We start from the raw sequence: 17,447 nt of genomic DNA, 5'->3' as shown, positions 1-17,447 counted from the left end.
ATCACAGATTTAAATACTATAATTTACACCCAGATATTACTTATTTATTCCCTCAATAACAGTTAATACCTCTTCAAAAAATGCCTCTTCACCTATTCCAGTTAAACAAGCAAATGCATTTATGGTAGGTATTCCATAATCACCTGTTTGAAGTGGACTAGTAAATGTTATAAAATCAAACCTTCCTGATTGTGCCAAATTTAGTGCTTCTGTTGGTCTAGCTTCTGTTGTTGTAATAGAAATTCCCTTATCTCCTAATACTTCTTTTAATTTACCTGCCACCATTGATGATGTAACTGTCCCTGAACCACAAACTGATAATACATTGAATTGTTTCATAATAATTTCCTCCTAATTTTATACTTTAAGTTTTTATTTTATATAAATTAAATTCATTTAAAAACAACACTTACTCTTGATTGTTTGGACTTTCACTATAACTCTATAAAATCCAATAATTGAGCTACTTCTTCTTTTGTTGACGCATTTTTTATATTTTTTAATAATTTTATATTTTGAAAAACTGACATTAAATCTTTTAATAATTTTACTTGTGAATCTGGATTCTTTACTGCTAATAAGAATACAAGTTCTACATCTAATCTATCTGTTGGGTCTATCATTGAATTAAACTTTACAGGATTTTTCAATATACCCACAGCTACATTAGATTCATTTATATGTTTTGAATCTGTATGCGGAATAGCAACACACATTTCACCAATATCAAGACCTGTTGGTAGTGTCTTTTCTCTTTCTAATACAGCACTTATGTATGTGTTTTTTACATATTCTTTTTCATACATTTTATTTCCTAATTCTTTAATAACACTTTCATAATCATTAGATTCTAAGCCTAATGATATTAAATCTACATTCATTACTTTGACTCCTCTCAATTTTTTGTTATGGCTACAGATGTTTAAATTTATCTAATATAATATTTTTGAAATCATTTTTATTAAAACACTGCTTAGCATTATTCATAAATTCTTCATCTTTTAATATTTCAAGAACATTTTTAACAATATCTTTATCATTAGTCTTAAAAACTGGCATAAATATAAAATTTACATTACCTACATTCCAGTCAATAGGATTCTTTAGTTTAACAAAAACAAACCTTGTACTATTTACAGTAGATGAATCTCCATGTGGTACACCTATGGCTCCTTTAGAGTATGTTGGAAGCATTTCTTCTCTATGTAAAACAGAATCTAAGTAATCTTTTTCCACATATCCTTTATTTATAAGAATTGAACATATATACTCTAATAAATCCTTTTTAAAGTATATATTTGGTTCGAAAATAACTAAATCTTCATCAAGCATTCTTTCATACACTTTAATTTGTTTGTCTTCTTGTTTTCTTGAGTTTGATAAGTATATATCCAGGTTTTTGAAAAGTTCTTTATTATATGGGATAAAATTTATACCTGATATCTTAGGATTTATTGTTCCAACAATAGCCAATATATTGTTTGTCTCCTTCAAATTTTCAATTTTACAAAATAAATTTTCATCTAACGCACTCATTTGATAACATTTAGTATTATTATACTTTTCTTCCAATGTTTCACTTATGTATTTGGCAGTTCCTTCTCCAGTAAGACACAAAGTTACAATTGCATTTGATTTATCCATATGTTTTTCCAATTCATAGTTATATCCCATCCTATCTTTTAACAAAGAAAAAAATATTTCATCTAATTCTTCATCTCCCATAGAAACTTTCCTAGCTGCCTCTAATGCCATTAATAAATCCACTCTATCAATAGTTTTAGTATTTATATTAGTTCGCTTATTTACTATCTGACCTATGTTCGTAAGTGAACCAATATCTACCAAAAACAAAACTCCTTTTCCTTGGTCTATTATTTTTGATAATTCTACTGCCTTATTGTATATATTTATTGGTTTTTCATCTAAAGGCATGTCTATAGCTACAGGAAACTTTACTCCTAAAAGTTCTTTAACCACATTTACAGTCTCAGTAGCTATACGTCCATGAGAAATTATTATTAATCCTACTTTATCTTTTTTTACTTCATTTTTTAGAGCTGATTTTATATATAGTGTTATAAATCCAATCTCATCATCTGGAATCTTAATACCAATTAATTCTTCTATTTTTATTGCAAAATTTTTACCAATTTCATATTCTTTTGAAAAATCACTTCTTATTTTTTCTAAATTTACGTTTATTATTTTTTGATTTAATTTAATTCTTTTTATAGCTTCTTCTAAGTGTATTGCCAGATATTTGAACATGTTTTTATTTACTTCTAAGCTAATATTTTTTTCAACTATATCATTCATAAGTTCTTTTACTAACTTGACTAAATCATCACTTACAAAACTATTTAAATCACTCATTGAAAAAAGCTCTTCATCACTATTAAGATTGAACTTTAAATCAGCAAATCTATTTAAAATAAAAGTCCATAAAATATTCTCTATATCTATATCTTCAATATCAAGGGATTTTAAATCATAATATTTTTTTTCAATTGTTTTGTATATATCTTCTGGTAACATATACTCGTCACTCAAAAAATTTCCTTTTACTGATGATTCATCTGAATTAAATGGCATAAATATAGCATTTTTTAAATATTTTCTTATTTCTGTGTATTCTACCTCTTGAAAAGCTGCATCTTTAAAAGAATCTTTAAGCTTTAGAACTTCATTTATATCTACTACTACTATTGACTCTTTATCTTCACCTTTGGAATTTATAAACTTCATAAAAGCTCTTGCACAAAGAACCTGAATCATATTTTGTAATTGCCCTATATTTCCACTAAATTTTTTTAGTGCAAGTATTTCAATTACATTTTTATCTACAAATATTTTTGCATTTATTCTATTACACTCTTGTTGAAAGATATTGTATATAAGGTCTATTTTCTCTTTTAGTAGTCTCTCATGTAATGGTGGTAAAGTTATTAGCATTGGTATTCTTCTTCTAAATGTCAATAATAAATTAGTTTCTACATTTTCAGTAGTAGCTCCAATCAACATAATACTTACTTTCCTTTCAGCATTAGTTTCACCTAATCTTCTAAACTTTCCTCTGTCTAATATAGAAAATAGTATTTCTTGACCTTTTGGAGGCAATCTGTGTATTTCATCTAAAAATAAAACTCCTTCATCAGCTTCCTCTACAAGACCTGGTGTATCATATTCAGCACCTGTAAATGCACCTTTTTTATATCCAAATAACAAAGATAACAATAATTGTGGATTGTCACTATAATCAGCACAATTAAATACAACAAAATTTGAACTTTCTTTTATTACTTTTTTCTTCTTTGCAAACTCATACATATGCTTAGAAAATAAACTTTTACCAACTCCACTTTCTCCTACAATCAACGTGGGCAATCCTTTTGGAGGGTATAATATAGCTGACTTAGCCTGTTCCACTGCATTTTTAAGACTTCCCTTATTTCCTATTAGAGTTTCAAATGAATCTTCTGATTCTTCTTTAGGTATCTCTACTACATTCATTTCCAAACTTTCATTAGGCAAAAGTTCCTCTACAACTCTTCTTGATATATTAAAACCTTCTGCCATCAATTCTCTTGTGATTTCTGATATAGAAATATTTTTATTCTTTTGTAATATAGATGAAATTGCTGACTTTAGATAAGGATATCTTCTTTGCCTTGAATTACTTATATTAAGCTCTTTTCTTAAATTAGTTATATTCTCTCTAGTTGTACTTAAAAACTTTGCTATCTGAACATCTGTTAATGGTTCCTTTTTATTTTCTGTATTTATGATGTTTACAAGTTTATCTCTCAACTCCATGCTTAATAACTCCTTTCTTGATAAATTATATAAGCAACTATCATGCCATACTTAATTTAATATTTTTTGCTATTCAAACCCTGTAGGTAACTGGGTGTTATTGGTACTTATACAATTTGATAATCATTTACATTTTGTATATTTAGTAATTTACTAAATGTATTTACTATTTATAAATTTAAATAATTTAATCCTTTATTTGAATTATAATATAATAATATTTATAAATTTATAATTGAAAAACTTGTTTAATTAGATATAATAATACATATCTACTCAACAATAAAAATTATTATAAATTATGCTTTTAACACTTTCTGTTTTAAAATTTTACTTTTATATAATAGTATAAATACTTATACCATATGGTTTTGGATATACAAATGACTTTTACATGCTTTTATATGGCATATTATACTATTTTAACTTAAAAATTAATTTACGAGTATTAAATTTACATACAGAGAGGAAAACGATATGAATACATTTAAAGCTGAAATCTTATTAAAACATTCTGCAAAAGATATATTTAATATATTTACAAAATCTGCAAGATTAAATTTTCCTAATTTTAATGAAAAAAAAGCAGTGGGGACATTTGTACAACAGAAAAATAACAAAAGATTTAAGGTTGAAATAACTAATTTTGAAAAAAATAAAATATATGAGATAAAAACAAGCAATAACAGAGAAAGTATTATCACTAGGTATGAACTTATACATATTGATTTAAAAAATACAAAACTTATTTTCACTGAAAGTGAAAGTGAGAGAAATGTATTTGGAAAAATTAATTCAGTCCTTGTACGAATATTATTTGGAAAAAGACATCCAGAAGAATTTAATAAATTTATAAAGAACTTGGAAATAGAGTTAGAAAATAAGAATAATTAAAAATATGGCTTCATTGTTTTAGATAAAGATAGCAATTAAACTAATAATGAGAGGTGAAAATTTATGCCAATTAATTCTTTTGAAAATTATCCTATGAGCTGGAAACCAAAGCGACCTTCAAAAGGACAAATATTATATAAAGCTCTTGCAGAACAGTTAGAACAAGACATCAATAATGGATTGTTGTTGCCAGGTACTAAATTACCACCACAACGTGAATTGGCAGATTTTTTAGATGTTAATGTCAGTACCATCTCTAGAGCTTTTAAAATTTGTGAAAAAAAAGGATTGGTAAGTGGAGTTACTGGCAGTGGGACTTTTGTATCTTATGATACACGCTCAAATTTATTCTTAATGTCGAGTGATAATAAAATTACATTTATTGAAATGGGTACAATGAATCCAGATTTCACATTAGAAGAAATGAATACCTTGTTTAAGCATATAATTAAAGAAATCGATTTTAAAACTATATTTCAGTATGGCCAAAGAGATGGTGCCAAGTGGCAAAAAGAAGCTATTGTTAAATTAATTTATAGAGCTGGACTTGAAACTACAGCAGATAGTCTACTTCCTGCAAGTGGTGGACAAAATGCAATTGTAGCCATTTTAGCAGGTTTATTTCAACATGGAGATAAAATAGGTGTAGACCCATTAACTTACCCTGGAATAAAGACTGCAGCTAAAATGCTTGGAATACAACTAGTTCCAATTAAACAAGAAAATATGGAAATTAGTGAAGAAGGTCTATTATATGCTTGTAAAAATGAAAATATTAAAGGTCTATACATAATACCAGATTATCAAAATCCAACTACACATATAATGTCACAAAATGGGCGAAAGATGATTGCAAATATTGCATCTAAATACAATCTAATTGTTATTGAAGATGCTATTCATAGCTTACTTAATGAAGAACATTTAAATCCAGTGGCTTCTTATATACCAAATCAGACAATCTATATTACTAGTTTATCAAAAATTATTGCACCTAGCTTACGTTTGGCCTATATCTCTACACCTAAACAGTATAGAGAAGCATTATCAAGTGCTTTATACAATATTAATTTATCTCAATCCTATTTTTTAACAGAAATTGCTTATCGTATGATTAGTTCAGGAGAAGCTGATAAATTAATCAATGCTCGTCGCAAATCTGCAAGGAGAAGAAACAAGATTATTAATCAGTATTTATCTGAATACAATCTTTTAGGAAGTGACGAATGTATCTTTAGGTGGTTGATTCTGCCTGATGATATAATGGCAGAAGAATTTGAAATGGAAGCACTTAAAAAAGGTGTACAGGTTTATGCATCTGAGCGTTTTGCTGTTGGAAAGGAAAAACCTATTTCTGCAATAAGAATAGCCGTATGTGCTACAGAAAGTACAGAAGAACTTAAATCAGGTCTTACTGTACTGAAAAGATTATTGGATGAGAAAAGATAATTGTATTGCACACAATTTTTTAATTGTGTGTATTTTTTTTTGTTGTTACAATAAAATTACAACAGATAGTAATTAATTTATAGAGATTAATATAGATTATTACCAGTATATTGATTTTGATAGTATTTTTAAACTATCTTGATTTTATATGGTAGTTTACATATTAATCCAAATTCATTTTTAAGTATGATTGCAATTATACCACTAATCTATTTTACTGTTTTACTAATCTTTAATACATTAAAACAAAAGGAGTGATTTTATTATGGGAAAATCTCAAGAACTAAGAGAAAGTTTTATTGCTTCAATCCCAATATTTCTAGGTTATATACCTATAGGTATAGTAGGAGGAATACTATTACAAAAATCTGGTCTTTCACCTTTTCAAATAGCACTAATGGTAACACTAGTATTTGGAGGAAGTTCTCAATTTATTGCAGCTTCAATGATTTCTACTGGGGCAAGTATAACATCTATTGTTTTGACTACATTCATTGTTAATTTAAGACATTTTCTAATGAGCTCTAATTTAAATATGTGTATAAAAAATAAAAGTCCAAAATTTATATTACCATTTTGTCATACTATAACAGATGAAACTTTTGCAGTTAATTACGAAAAATTTACTACTGGAAATTGGTCTGATAAAAATGCACTTTATCTAAACTTCTTCTGTCTAATTTCATCAGTTTTGGCTAATTTTATTGGAGCATTTTTAGGAGAAAGTATATCTATAGATAGTTCTATTTCTGGTTTTATATTGACCTCTATGTTTATAGCTCTAATAGTTTCCCAGATAAAAAATAAAATTTATATTGTGGTATTTATATCATCAATTATTATTTCAGTTGTATTATATGCATTATTTAAAAATAATTTGGTGATAATAGTTACTTCAATTTTAGCATCTTTGATTGGTTTCTTCATAGAGGAATCTTACTATAAAAAGGAGGAGTCTTATGAATAATAATTATTACATACTTTGTATTATAATTGGAATGTATATTGTCACATATCTTCCAAGAGTTCTTCCTATGTTGATTTTCTCAAAAAAAGAAATGCCTGAACCTTTGAAAAAAATTATGAAATTTATACCTGTAGCAATACTTACTTCTTTAACTGCTAAAGATGTATTCTTTAATGATGATAATTTATATTTATCTATGACTAATCCTAAAATTATATCTTTTCTAGTTGTACTTCTTGTAGCTTATAGGTTTAAATCTATTGGAATTTCTATTGTTACAGGTGTGATATCTATATATTTATTTGGAATTATCCTATAATCTTTAGATAATAGTTTCTAAATTATATGTACAATTTTAATTTATTATCATCTTGATTTTAAATAAAAAACAGAGTAGTTTTAAACCACTCTGTTTTTTACATTTCAATCGTTACTAGCAAGATTTTAATTTATTATGATAAAATTTATTATTCTTTATAAAAGTATGTGTGTATTTAAATATTATCTCAATCTACACTTGTTACTTCTTCTTCATATTTTTGAAGCTCTAAATTTGCTTTAAATAAATCTCCATCTATTTCTATATAGAACTTTCCACCTTGTAAGTTTACTAAATCTCTTGCAATAGCAAGTCCTAATCCACTACCTTCAGTATTTCTTGATTCGTCTGCCCTTTTAAATCTTTCCATAATCTCACTTGGGTCAAAGTTTAATTCATAAGAAGATATATTTTTCATAGTTACTTTTAGATTTTTATCACAATCGTATACATCAATATATACTCTAGTTCCCTCTAAAGAATATTTAGCTATATTAGACAAAAGATTTTCAAATACTCTATACATTCTTCTTCCATCTGCCCATATATATACCTTATTATTTGGGACATTTAATTTTATATCTAAATTACTTTTAGACAACTTCTCTTCAAGTTCACCTATACTTTGTCTTAATAGTTGCACTAAATCAATTTTACTAATCTGTAATTCTATATTACCACTACTTACTTTACTAGCTTCAAATAAATCTTCTATTAATAATTTTAATCTTTTTGACTTTGATTCAAGCACATTTATATAGTCATTTATATAGTCTGGTTGTATAGATTCTTCTTTTTTAATCAAGTCTACATAATTTATTATAGAAGTAAGTGGAGTTTTCAAATCATGAGATACATTTGTTATAAGGTCAGACTTCATTCTTTCACTCTTTACTTGCTCTTCTATTGCTTTATCAAGACCTTCTCCAATATTATTTATATTTTCGGCTAAAGATGTAAAATTATCATTTCCTGCAATTTTTATCTTATAATCTAACTCTCCCTGTTTTATCTTTTCTGTACCTTCTATTACATAGCTAAGATAGGAAAGTCTTTTAGTTATATATATTGCAAATCCTAAAAATATCCATATAGAAACCAATAATCCAAAGCTTGTACTTTGAGTGCTAATCGCCATGATTAAAACTAAAGATGCTATCACTATCATAATAACTTTTCTTGCTAAAGATACTTTTTTTATAGCGTTAATGACCTCCTTTACAGTCTTTATTAGCCATAAAATCACTCTTACTATAATACTTGACTTAAATATACATATTTTATTTTCTAAATAACTCAATTGAACATGTATAAAAAATATATTATTTGATACTACCAATAAGGATACAGAAACTAACATCATAACATAAATATCATAAGATACATCAAAAATATACATAGTCAAAAACACGGTTGAAATAGATACCAATATTACATTAAATTCCATAGGTATCTTATTGTATATTAGTAAAAGTATGTTATTTCTTTTTAAAGCTTCACATTTTATTCTACTATATAAAATTATAGATAATAAACATATAATTGCTAAACTTAAACTAGCTACAAAAAATAATCTTACTTTTTCTGTAGCTTGTTTAAATACTTGAAAGTTAGTATATACTATTCCATCATCTACAGTGGGTTCTTTGGGAAAAGATGCATAGACCTCAAAAGCGTCCTCTTCTCCATTTAGTTCCATACTAACATTATTTAATTCAAATTTTTCTCCATTTATTTTTTTAGTATATGAGCTTCTTTCTCCATCATTTACTATCTCTATGTCACAATAGCCTTTAATATTTTGCTTAAAACCCTCTAACGAACTATATTCTGTATTTGTATAAAATTCGCCTGAATTTATCTTTACAATATACATTTTTATATTTTTTAGAGAACTTAAATATTCAGAAGAAGTTTCTACCTTCTTCATGATTTTATTATAATCAGAAATGCTACTACTTGAATCTAGACTCTTACCTCTTGTGTAAAAATCTTCATAATTTATTTTTTCTTCACTACTTAACCCAATACCCATAGATAGCTTAAAATTGTATAATAAATTCAACATTGTCTCATCATCAAACAAATTACTGTCATAAAAATCATCAGATATATTAAAAATTCCATTCTTTGTAGAAGTTTTTTGTATATTGTATTTAGGTTCAGCAAGTCCTATTGTTACCAACAATATAGTTAATGGAAATGAGATAGATATTATGATTAATGAGACTAACTTCAATGCTCTATATTTTTCCAACTTGTCCACCTCATCTACATTGTCAGTATTTTATATAATATAAAATTTAATACAAGCATAATTCCCATAGAATAAATTAAGCTACTAGAGAAAAAGTTAAAACATATAAGAATTCCTAACATTTGTGTAAATGTAAAAATGACCAAAATCAAAACGCAATTAAATATTAAACTTTTTTCTTTTATAAGTTTTCCACTAAAATTTTTCAATCTTATAACCAACTCCCCACACCACCTTTAAAAATCTTGGTTCTTTTGGATTTATTTCAATCTTTTCTCTTATTCGCCTAATATGTACTGCTACTGTATTTTCTGAATTAAAACTTTCTTCATTCCATACTTTTTCGTATATCTCATCTATTGAGAAAACTCGTCCTTTATTTTCTAAAAGAAGTTTAATGATTTTGTACTCAATTGGAGTCATTTTTATATTTTCACCATCAATTTTCACTTCTTTTGTTAGTGTATTTAACTCCAAAGCTCCACTTTTTAAAACTTCTTGACTTGCATCTTCATAATTGCCTAAAGTTACATAACGTCTTAAGTTTGATTTAACTCTAGCTATAAGCTCTAATAAGTTAAATGGCTTTGTTATATAATCGTCAGCTCCAATATTTAATCCCATTATTTTATCTGTATCTTCACTTTTTGCTGAAATTAAAATTATTGGTATGTTTCTTTCTTCTCGTATTTTCACAGTTGCCTTGATTCCATCCAATTTAGGCATCATTATATCCATTAATATTAGATGAATGTCATTCTCTGTTATTACTTCCAAAGCTTTCATTCCATCATATGCTTTATATATTTTAAATCCTTCTGATTTAAGATATATTTCTATTGAATCAACGATTTCTTTATCATCATCTACTACTAATATGTTGTACATGTTTTCACTTCCTCTATTGTATAATAATACTCATCTCTATTATACAATATCTTTCACTCCCTTTCTCAACAATGACTAAATTGTTATATTAATTTGGCTTACATTTTTGTAACTTTACCTTATAAATATATAATAGAATATAAATCTTAAGAAAATATTATCCTAAATCTTAAATATTTCTTAAGATTTAAGATAAATTGAGGTTTATTTGAATTAATTGATTTTAATTATGTTGTTTTCAGATTACTTTTATTTAAGTATTTTGATTGGATTCAGCTGAATTAATGTATATTAATTCTTATTGAGCAGTTTTTATTTTTAAGGTGGAAGAATGGTGGAAGAATCATATTTTACTAGTTTTCTTCCACCATTCTTCCACCCAAATAGGCTTAGAAGCATTTATTTAACTGCAATAATAGCTACTTATTTAAATTCTATTTTTATACATACTATCTATTATATACCATACATATTCTGTTAAAATTTATATAAATATAAGACAAACCTATTTCATTTTTTAATATGTTCAGAATATTAAATAAAATAAAGGTATGAAATTATAACTTTTTCTACCTTCATTTTATTTATTATGTATCTATTTGTCATTTTTTTCTTTCAAACACTTAAAATGTTCTTCGAGTTCAATTAATTTATCTTCATCCACTTCATCATCTTTACTATGCGATACTGATATTAAACTTGAAATTGAATTTTTATGTATATTCTTCAAAAATTATTTTGTTTCAAACCTTAGATATTTTTCCTCTTTTACTACTGCATTATAGTGTGTAAGTTTACCTGTTTTCTCTGTACCTAAAAATTCCCTTCGCTCTAATCTTTTTAAAACTGTAAATGTAGTTGATTCATTCCATCTATTTTTTTCTTTCATTACATTAACCAAATCTCTAGAAGTTAATACTTTGTTAGCTTCCCAAATATATCTCATAACTTTTAATTCTGCTTCTGGTAATTTACTAATTTTCATAGTTTACACCCTTTTGCCGATTTATGCATATGCAAATTCTACATCAATAAAACTCCTCAGACAAGAGAATTTAGCCAAATATATACATCTGATTTTCACCATATTACTCTTTTAAGTTTCTGTAATACTCTTCTAATGAATCTAACTTTTCTTTACTTACATTTTTATGCATGGTAGTAAGAGAGCGCATTATTTTTCTACTCTTGCTAGATTTTAGTACCTTTTTCTTAAAAGCGTAATATTCTTCATTATCTATTATTATTTTATAATGAGATTGAAACTTTATAATATCCCTAGCCAAATAACCTTTGTCAAGTAGCCCCTTTAATAGTGTTTTTATTGTACTTTTATGCCATCCATACATCTGTGTTATATCTTTTACAATTTCTTTTTTAGACATTTTAGAATCTTTTTTCCATAAATATTCCATCACTATTAATTCTGCTCTTAATAATTTTTCTACTAACATTTCTTCTTTCATCTTATGTCGCTCCCTCATTCAGTCTAACTTAAACTAATAATAGGAGCTTTTTAACACAAAAACTACAGGTAAAATTTACCATATATTCTACTGTTTTAGTTTATTTTTATATATAAAAAATATTATTCATACCCATAAATTTATTCAATTTTCAAACATATCTGTTGAATAATAACTAGTTATATTGTATTGTTTTAATTGTAGAATAAAACTAAATTGGTAAAACTAGAGGAATTTAGTGGTATAAATATTTATTAAATAAGACTTGTAAGATGAGTTATAAGTTATATTGGTAAGTTATCAAAAACATATACTCTTTTGGTTTTGTGAAAGTTTTTTAGGTGGGTAATAATATCTATATTTAAAAATAAATTGTATGGATATACACATATATTGACTGCTTATACTGATAGTTCATATGATTATTATAAATTTATAGATACACAGTTATATAGATTTTGTTTTCTAGAGAATTTTTTTTAGCTTTATCTACATTCGTACCAATTTATAGTAATACAAAGGTCTTAAATGTATTTTTAATATTAAGAATAAGTAGAAATGTTAACTAAATAAATATAATTAAGTAGACGTTTCTATTAATCTATGATACAATAGTATTTGTAGTAATACACAATTAAATCAAGTATATCTTGATATAGGTTAATAGGAGTATTTTTAATGAATAATGGAATAGTGAAATGGTTTAATAATGAAAAAGGATTTGGTTTTATATCAATAGAAGGTGGAGATGATGTGTTTGCTCATTTCTCAGCTATACAAACTTCAGGATTTAAATCATTAGAAGAAGGTCAACAAGTAAGCTTTGATATAGTTAAAGGTGCTAGAGGTCCTCAAGCAGAAAATATAACTATATTATAATATATAGATTTTTCGGGAAAGACTCTTTTAGGGTCTTTTTTTATTGCTAGTATATGTAAGATAATTGTTGATGAAAAAAACAAGGTTGTTTGGAGAAATGAAAAAATCATTCCCTGACATGAGAATGCTTAGTTACAGATATAGAAGTGTACTGCAAATACACTTCTATTTTTTTATTATATCATATGTTCTAGGTTGTTAAAAAGACCTATTTAAATCGTTTCTAAGGTATGTTGAGTAATATTCTTGATAGTTTTTTCTTTAATGTGTTCCAAAAAAATAAGCACTCTTTTTATAGGAGTGCTTTGGTGTATGTCAATTTATATATCTAATACAATTTAACATGTCTTATGTTTTAGTATGATAATTTTAGTTCGTTTTATTGTTACAATATATATTATAAGTTTATATATAATTATAATATATAAGCTTATATTACATGAAATTTATCTCATATACTTAATTTATATTCAGTTTTATTGTATGCATTCTTAAGTTTTACTATATGTTTTATTAATATTTAATATAGTTAATTCTTAAGAATTACATTCTACAACAATAATATATATCTTTGATATATAACTAATTTAAAATGGATGTATTTTATGAAACTAAGAAACCCAAGGATTAAGAAATTGTTATCAGTAGCATTATTTGTAGGTATACCTATTGGACAAACAGCCAATGCAATGGGGCTTTCAAATGACATCCCAAATTATATGGAAAATAATCCAGCGTCAATAGAAGACTTGAAAATCAACGACTCTCAATTACCTAAACCAGGTACAGTTACATACATAGATATGAATAAACTAATTAAAAACCTTAAGGAAAACGATGTTAACACTACTCTTATTGAAAATGAATTATATTATAGAAAAGCTAGGACAAATAAAATAGTTTGGACTAAGACAGGCTTTGATTTATATCTTTCTAAAGGAGTTGCAGGTCTTTTGGCTGGTGCCATTCCTGGTGTAGGTTAGTATCTTGCTGCTGCTATAGTTGGAGCAATTACAATGCATCTTGGGTCAAATATAACATCTGGGAAAATCTTTAAATTTAAAAAAATACGTTATAATAAAGGCGGGGCTTATGTAACTAAATACTACTTACAATCTGTAAGAAATCAATAGGATATAAAATGATTATTATAAAATATTTACTTTTTGCATTACTCTCAGTATTAATTTTATTTTTTGCTAATAAAGTATTTCAACTAAGCAAATTGCACAAGTTCATTATATTGTTTGTTTCATTTTTTATACTGACTTTTGTATCATCATTTATTAGTAGGTAAAAATGTGGTAGGTTAACCCTACCACATTTTTCTCTATTTAATCTTGTATAATGTTATTCATTTTGTTAATATTTGTAATTTTTTAGACATTCTTTACGTTCATACTACTGATATAATTTGATTAAGAAAAATAAATCTAAATCTAAATGGAGGTATCTATACTATGAACTCTTGGAACATTATATTTTTAAGTTATGGAGTAACATTTACAATAGTGGTTACTGTAGGATATTTAATCAAGGGTAAAACTAATTATTGTAAGAAAAAGTATTTAAATAAATTAGAATTAAAATATGGTAATATAGATAGAGAAAAAGCTACTAAACTAGAAATACTTTTTCAATATTTAATAGGCTTGGAATACATAATAATGGGGTTATTAATAAGAAGACTTGATACTGCGATAATATCAGTAATATTAGTATCTATTATAACAATAATATCCTATTATATAATTAGGAAAAGATATATAGTTATATAAAATATAATAGGATTAATAGTAAAAGAAGGTAACAACTAACTCTAGTTGCTACCTTCTAATCTATCTATTAAATAAAAATTTCTAATTTGGCTTTTAAACATTCTTTCATGTAATTATTTCATACAAGCAATCCCTAGACAATCTAAATATCTTTTGCTATACTCTGAACTAAATTTATATACTGAGTATGAACCCTGAAGGGCAAATATTTGTTCACCAGATTCTGGTTCCAGAGTAAAGTTTCCATATTTCTTAAAGGCTTTTTCTTCTCCTGCTGTTATAGTTTTTCCTTTTTTAGTTAAAAAAGTTATTTTACCTATTGTTCTAGCTGGTATAGATAAACCAGTAAACCATCCTATAGAACCACTTATTTTAATTATATAATCATCCACATCTAAATCCATAGATACTATGCTACCCCCAAAAGGTTCTCCATGTAGTTGAGTTTTATATTTTCCATCATATACAAACTGTATAGCATCAACTATAAAAGCTCCTCTAAGTATAATTTTTGTTACTCTATTTCTATTTTTAGCAAATTGGCTATCATCAAAAGTCTTGAATTCACAATATTCACTACACATTTCATCTAATTTCAATCTATTTTCTTCTAAGAAATTATTTACATAATCTATATGTTTCTTGGCTACTAGATTAAAATAATAATAGTTTGTTTTTTGCTTATTAGAAGATTTTTCAAATTCATTTTTCCATTTGTTTTTATCAAAGTTATCTAAAGAACTATATCCTAAAGCTTTTATTGCTTTTCTCCATGCATCTGACTGGTCATCTTTTCTAGTTGTTATTACTTTTATAACTTCTATTTTCTGATTTTCTGTTAAACTCTCATATTGATTTAGGCTAAAATCAGTACCATTCTTAATACACTTTAGTGCATATACCATTTGACAAAATGCTTTAAAGAAATTGTCTTGATTATTTTTTTGTATCTTCACTTTATCATCAGTACAACTCCAATTTGGAACATATCTGTAATTAAGATATCCATAGTCTGGTATATGACCCATTCTTCCATGTCCAAGATATGCAATTCCTTCATATCCACCAACCTCAGGAGTACCAGAAACATTAATAGCATGCCAGCTACCGTTACGATATTCTTCTGCTTTAGTCCATTTAGTTTCTTCTATGTATTTACTTTCTTCTGCTATAAATTCTTTAACATCATTAATATACCATTCAGGTCTTCCAATAAAATACATGTGTGCCCATGTATCTGCAAGTACATGCATTCTCATTCCAATAAATTGTAATTTATATTCCTCAGTACTATGAAAATAGATAAGGTCATTTATAATAGAAGAAACAGTTTCACTATTTGGTAAACACATTAATCTAAATCTTCTCTCATCTCCATCTTTAAATTTCCAGTTTGTTGTAAGTCCTGTGCTTTCTTTAACTCCATTATACTCATATTGGTTGTTCAAATTTCCAGGTAAAAAATGAAATGGTATCCATACTTTTCTTATTTCATTTAAACTATCAAGATTCCATTTATAGCCCCATGAAGTAAAATCTGCATAATATTTTTCAAATTCTAAAGTTGTCTGTACTGTAGGTAGTGTAAAATTTACATCTTCAAGAATCATACTCTTAGTTGATTCATCCACATATTGAGCAGCATAAGCTATTGTATTTGCATCAGAATCATTATAACCAGCTATTTTAGCTGCAAGATATGTACCATAATAGTGAAAATCTAAATTCATAAAATCACCTCTTAATTTTATTTTAATAAATAATTATATGTGTACTTATATATAATTATTTATTAAAATAATAAATTAAATATTCAAAATATTCAACACTTACTGTCTAACTAGCCATCAAAAACGCATAAATAGTCAAAAAACATATTTTTTCTAAATTTAATAAATATATTTATAATAAAAAATAGATAAGAAAAACTTTGATATAAATTTGCATCTATATTTTTAAGCACTAAAGTATTTATAATACTTGTTTTCACATTCTTAAATCCTTCTCCAATTTCTACTAATTTGGATGATATATATTGTAGAGTTGCATCTGTAACTACTATTTTAAGTGTGTGTATCGCATTGTCTGTAAGTTCATAGTTTATTGTTTTTTCTGCTGTTTTTCTATGCTATCTACACTAGTTTTTACCTCATTAATTGCACTAACTATATTTGTTTTATCTGTTGTTTCAAGTAGTGTTGTATCTCCTATTTTATTATTAATCTCTGTCTTAACAGTTTCTATGTTGCTTGTTAATTCTGTTTTAGTTGTATCTATTTTGCTATCTACAGTTTGTATATCTTTTAATGTTGTTAAAATGACAGTTAGGTCTACTTTTAGATTAAAAGTGTAATATTTTTCATTATCTATTATTATTTTATAATGAGATTAAAACTTTATAATATCCCTAGCTAAGTAACATTTATCAACTAATCTTCTTAGTAGTATTTTTATTGTCCTTTTATGCCATCTATATATCTGCTTTATATCTTTTATAATTTCTTTTTTAGACATTTTAGAATCTTTTTTCCATAAATACTTACACTATTATCAGTTCTGCTCTTAATAATTTTTCTATTATTATTTCTTCTTCCATCTTATGTCGCTCCCTCATTCAGTATAACTTAAACTAATAATAGGAGCTTTTTAACACAAAAACTATAGGTAGACTTTACCATATGACCCACTTATTTAATTTGTTTTTATATATTAAAATTATTATTCATATCTATAA

At 25.9% G+C, this 17,447-nt stretch carries 19 protein-coding genes and 1 pseudogene; 9 read left to right on the top strand and 11 right to left on the bottom strand.

Annotated elements, in window-relative coordinates:
* Positions 1-36 precede the first annotated feature (36 nt).
* From Q3287_RS00245 to Q3287_RS00235, 3 genes are all read right to left on the bottom strand, one after another.
* Entirely contained in the window at positions 37-339 is a 303-nt protein-coding gene (locus Q3287_RS00245) for a PTS sugar transporter subunit IIB (protein WP_054270835.1), read from the bottom strand.
* A gap of 95 nt (positions 340-434) precedes the next feature.
* Positions 435-881, bottom strand: a complete 447-nt coding sequence (locus Q3287_RS00240; RefSeq protein ID WP_054270836.1) for a PTS sugar transporter subunit IIA — start codon at positions 879-881, stop codon at positions 435-437.
* 31 nt (positions 882-912) lie between these two features.
* Positions 913-3,816 carry a sigma 54-interacting transcriptional regulator gene (locus tag Q3287_RS00235; protein ID WP_407963291.1) on the bottom strand — a complete coding sequence of 968 codons (2,904 nt, stop codon included), beginning with the start codon at positions 3,814-3,816 and terminating at the stop codon, positions 913-915.
* A 477-nt stretch (positions 3,817-4,293) separates the two neighbouring features.
* On the opposite strand from Q3287_RS00235, the gene Q3287_RS00230 reads away from it, so the two are divergent.
* From Q3287_RS00230 to Q3287_RS00215, 4 genes are all read left to right on the top strand, one after another.
* Positions 4,294-4,710: a DUF3284 domain-containing protein gene (locus tag Q3287_RS00230; RefSeq protein ID WP_054270838.1), complete on the top strand. Its 417-nt coding sequence runs from the start codon at positions 4,294-4,296 to the stop codon at positions 4,708-4,710.
* A gap of 63 nt (positions 4,711-4,773) precedes the next feature.
* On the top strand, positions 4,774-6,159 hold the full coding sequence (locus Q3287_RS00225) for a PLP-dependent aminotransferase family protein (RefSeq protein ID WP_407963290.1): 1,386 nt from the start codon (positions 4,774-4,776) through the stop codon (positions 6,157-6,159).
* A 265-nt stretch (positions 6,160-6,424) separates the two neighbouring features.
* Positions 6,425-7,126 (top strand): AzlC family ABC transporter permease, encoded by a 702-nt coding sequence (locus Q3287_RS00220; protein ID WP_054270840.1) that lies wholly within the window; start codon positions 6,425-6,427, stop codon positions 7,124-7,126.
* A complete protein-coding gene (locus Q3287_RS00215) occupies positions 7,119-7,445 on the top strand; it encodes an AzlD domain-containing protein (protein ID WP_054270841.1) in 327 nt (108 codons plus the stop codon). Before Q3287_RS00220 ends, Q3287_RS00215 begins: the two co-directional genes overlap by 8 nt.
* A 187-nt stretch (positions 7,446-7,632) precedes the next feature.
* Here Q3287_RS00215 and Q3287_RS00210 read toward each other — a convergent pair whose 3' ends face one another.
* Positions 7,633-9,702, bottom strand: coding sequence for a histidine kinase dimerization/phospho-acceptor domain-containing protein (locus tag Q3287_RS00210; RefSeq protein ID WP_407963289.1), 2,070 nt, complete (start codon positions 9,700-9,702; stop codon positions 7,633-7,635).
* A gap of 195 nt (positions 9,703-9,897) precedes the next feature.
* Positions 9,898-10,590 carry a response regulator transcription factor gene (locus Q3287_RS00205; RefSeq protein ID WP_054270844.1) on the bottom strand — a complete coding sequence of 231 codons (693 nt, stop codon included), beginning with the start codon at positions 10,588-10,590 and terminating at the stop codon, positions 9,898-9,900.
* 334 nt (positions 10,591-10,924) lie between these two features.
* Here Q3287_RS00205 and Q3287_RS00200 point away from each other — a divergent pair, with 334 nt between their 5' ends.
* Entirely contained in the window at positions 10,925-11,071 is a 147-nt protein-coding gene (locus tag Q3287_RS00200) for a hypothetical protein (RefSeq protein WP_167641110.1), read from the top strand.
* Between the two features lie 114 nt (positions 11,072-11,185).
* On the opposite strand, the gene Q3287_RS00195 is transcribed toward Q3287_RS00200, so the two are convergent.
* The 3 genes from Q3287_RS00195 to Q3287_RS00185 form a co-directional block, all read right to left on the bottom strand.
* Positions 11,186-11,320: a hypothetical protein gene (locus tag Q3287_RS00195; RefSeq protein ID WP_255646113.1), complete on the bottom strand. Its 135-nt coding sequence runs from the start codon at positions 11,318-11,320 to the stop codon at positions 11,186-11,188.
* Between the two features lie 3 nt (positions 11,321-11,323).
* The gene (locus tag Q3287_RS00190; protein ID WP_227832274.1) at positions 11,324-11,575 is read right to left on the bottom strand and encodes a BlaI/MecI/CopY family transcriptional regulator; all 252 of its coding nucleotides are present in this window, start codon (positions 11,573-11,575) and stop codon (positions 11,324-11,326) included.
* Between the two features lie 103 nt (positions 11,576-11,678).
* Positions 11,679-12,056: a BlaI/MecI/CopY family transcriptional regulator gene (locus tag Q3287_RS00185; RefSeq protein ID WP_054270845.1), complete on the bottom strand. Its 378-nt coding sequence runs from the start codon at positions 12,054-12,056 to the stop codon at positions 11,679-11,681.
* A 678-nt stretch (positions 12,057-12,734) separates the two neighbouring features.
* Between Q3287_RS00185 and Q3287_RS00180 the strand changes: the two genes are divergently transcribed.
* The 3 genes from Q3287_RS00180 (at position 12,735) to Q3287_RS00170 (ending at position 14,713) form a co-directional block, all read left to right on the top strand.
* On the top strand, positions 12,735-12,935 hold the full coding sequence (locus Q3287_RS00180) for a cold-shock protein (protein WP_021384215.1): 201 nt from the start codon (positions 12,735-12,737) through the stop codon (positions 12,933-12,935).
* Positions 12,936-13,540: 605 nt separating this feature from the next.
* Positions 13,541-13,918, top strand: a complete 378-nt coding sequence (locus Q3287_RS00175; protein WP_407963288.1) for a hypothetical protein — start codon at positions 13,541-13,543, stop codon at positions 13,916-13,918.
* 477 nt (positions 13,919-14,395) lie between these two features.
* Complete coding sequence (locus Q3287_RS00170) at positions 14,396-14,713, top strand: hypothetical protein (protein WP_407963287.1); 318 nt, start codon at positions 14,396-14,398, stop codon at positions 14,711-14,713.
* 113 nt (positions 14,714-14,826) lie between these two features.
* On the opposite strand, the gene Q3287_RS00165 is transcribed toward Q3287_RS00170, so the two are convergent.
* A complete protein-coding gene (locus Q3287_RS00165) occupies positions 14,827-16,443 on the bottom strand; it encodes a DUF6765 family protein (protein WP_407963286.1) in 1,617 nt (538 codons plus the stop codon).
* A gap of 206 nt (positions 16,444-16,649) precedes the next feature.
* Positions 16,650-16,832 (bottom strand): annotated as a pseudogene (locus Q3287_RS00160) (hypothetical protein); the annotation flags it as partial.
* 6 nt (positions 16,833-16,838) lie between these two features.
* Here Q3287_RS00160 and Q3287_RS00155 point away from each other — a divergent pair.
* On the top strand, positions 16,839-17,066 hold the full coding sequence (locus Q3287_RS00155) for a hypothetical protein (RefSeq protein WP_407963285.1): 228 nt from the start codon (positions 16,839-16,841) through the stop codon (positions 17,064-17,066).
* A gap of 35 nt (positions 17,067-17,101) precedes the next feature.
* On the opposite strand, the gene Q3287_RS00150 is transcribed toward Q3287_RS00155, so the two are convergent.
* The gene (locus tag Q3287_RS00150) at positions 17,102-17,227 is read right to left on the bottom strand and encodes a BlaI/MecI/CopY family transcriptional regulator (protein WP_079740374.1); all 126 of its coding nucleotides are present in this window, start codon (positions 17,225-17,227) and stop codon (positions 17,102-17,104) included.
* Between the last annotated feature and the right edge of the window lie 220 nt (positions 17,228-17,447).

The organism is Clostridioides sp. GD02404, assembly GCF_045898275.1.
GTDB classification, from domain to species: domain Bacteria; phylum Bacillota; class Clostridia; order Peptostreptococcales; family Peptostreptococcaceae; genus Clostridioides; species Clostridioides difficile_A.
Note: the sequence above shows the minus strand (reverse complement) of the source record. Positions and strands in the feature narration are given on the sequence as shown.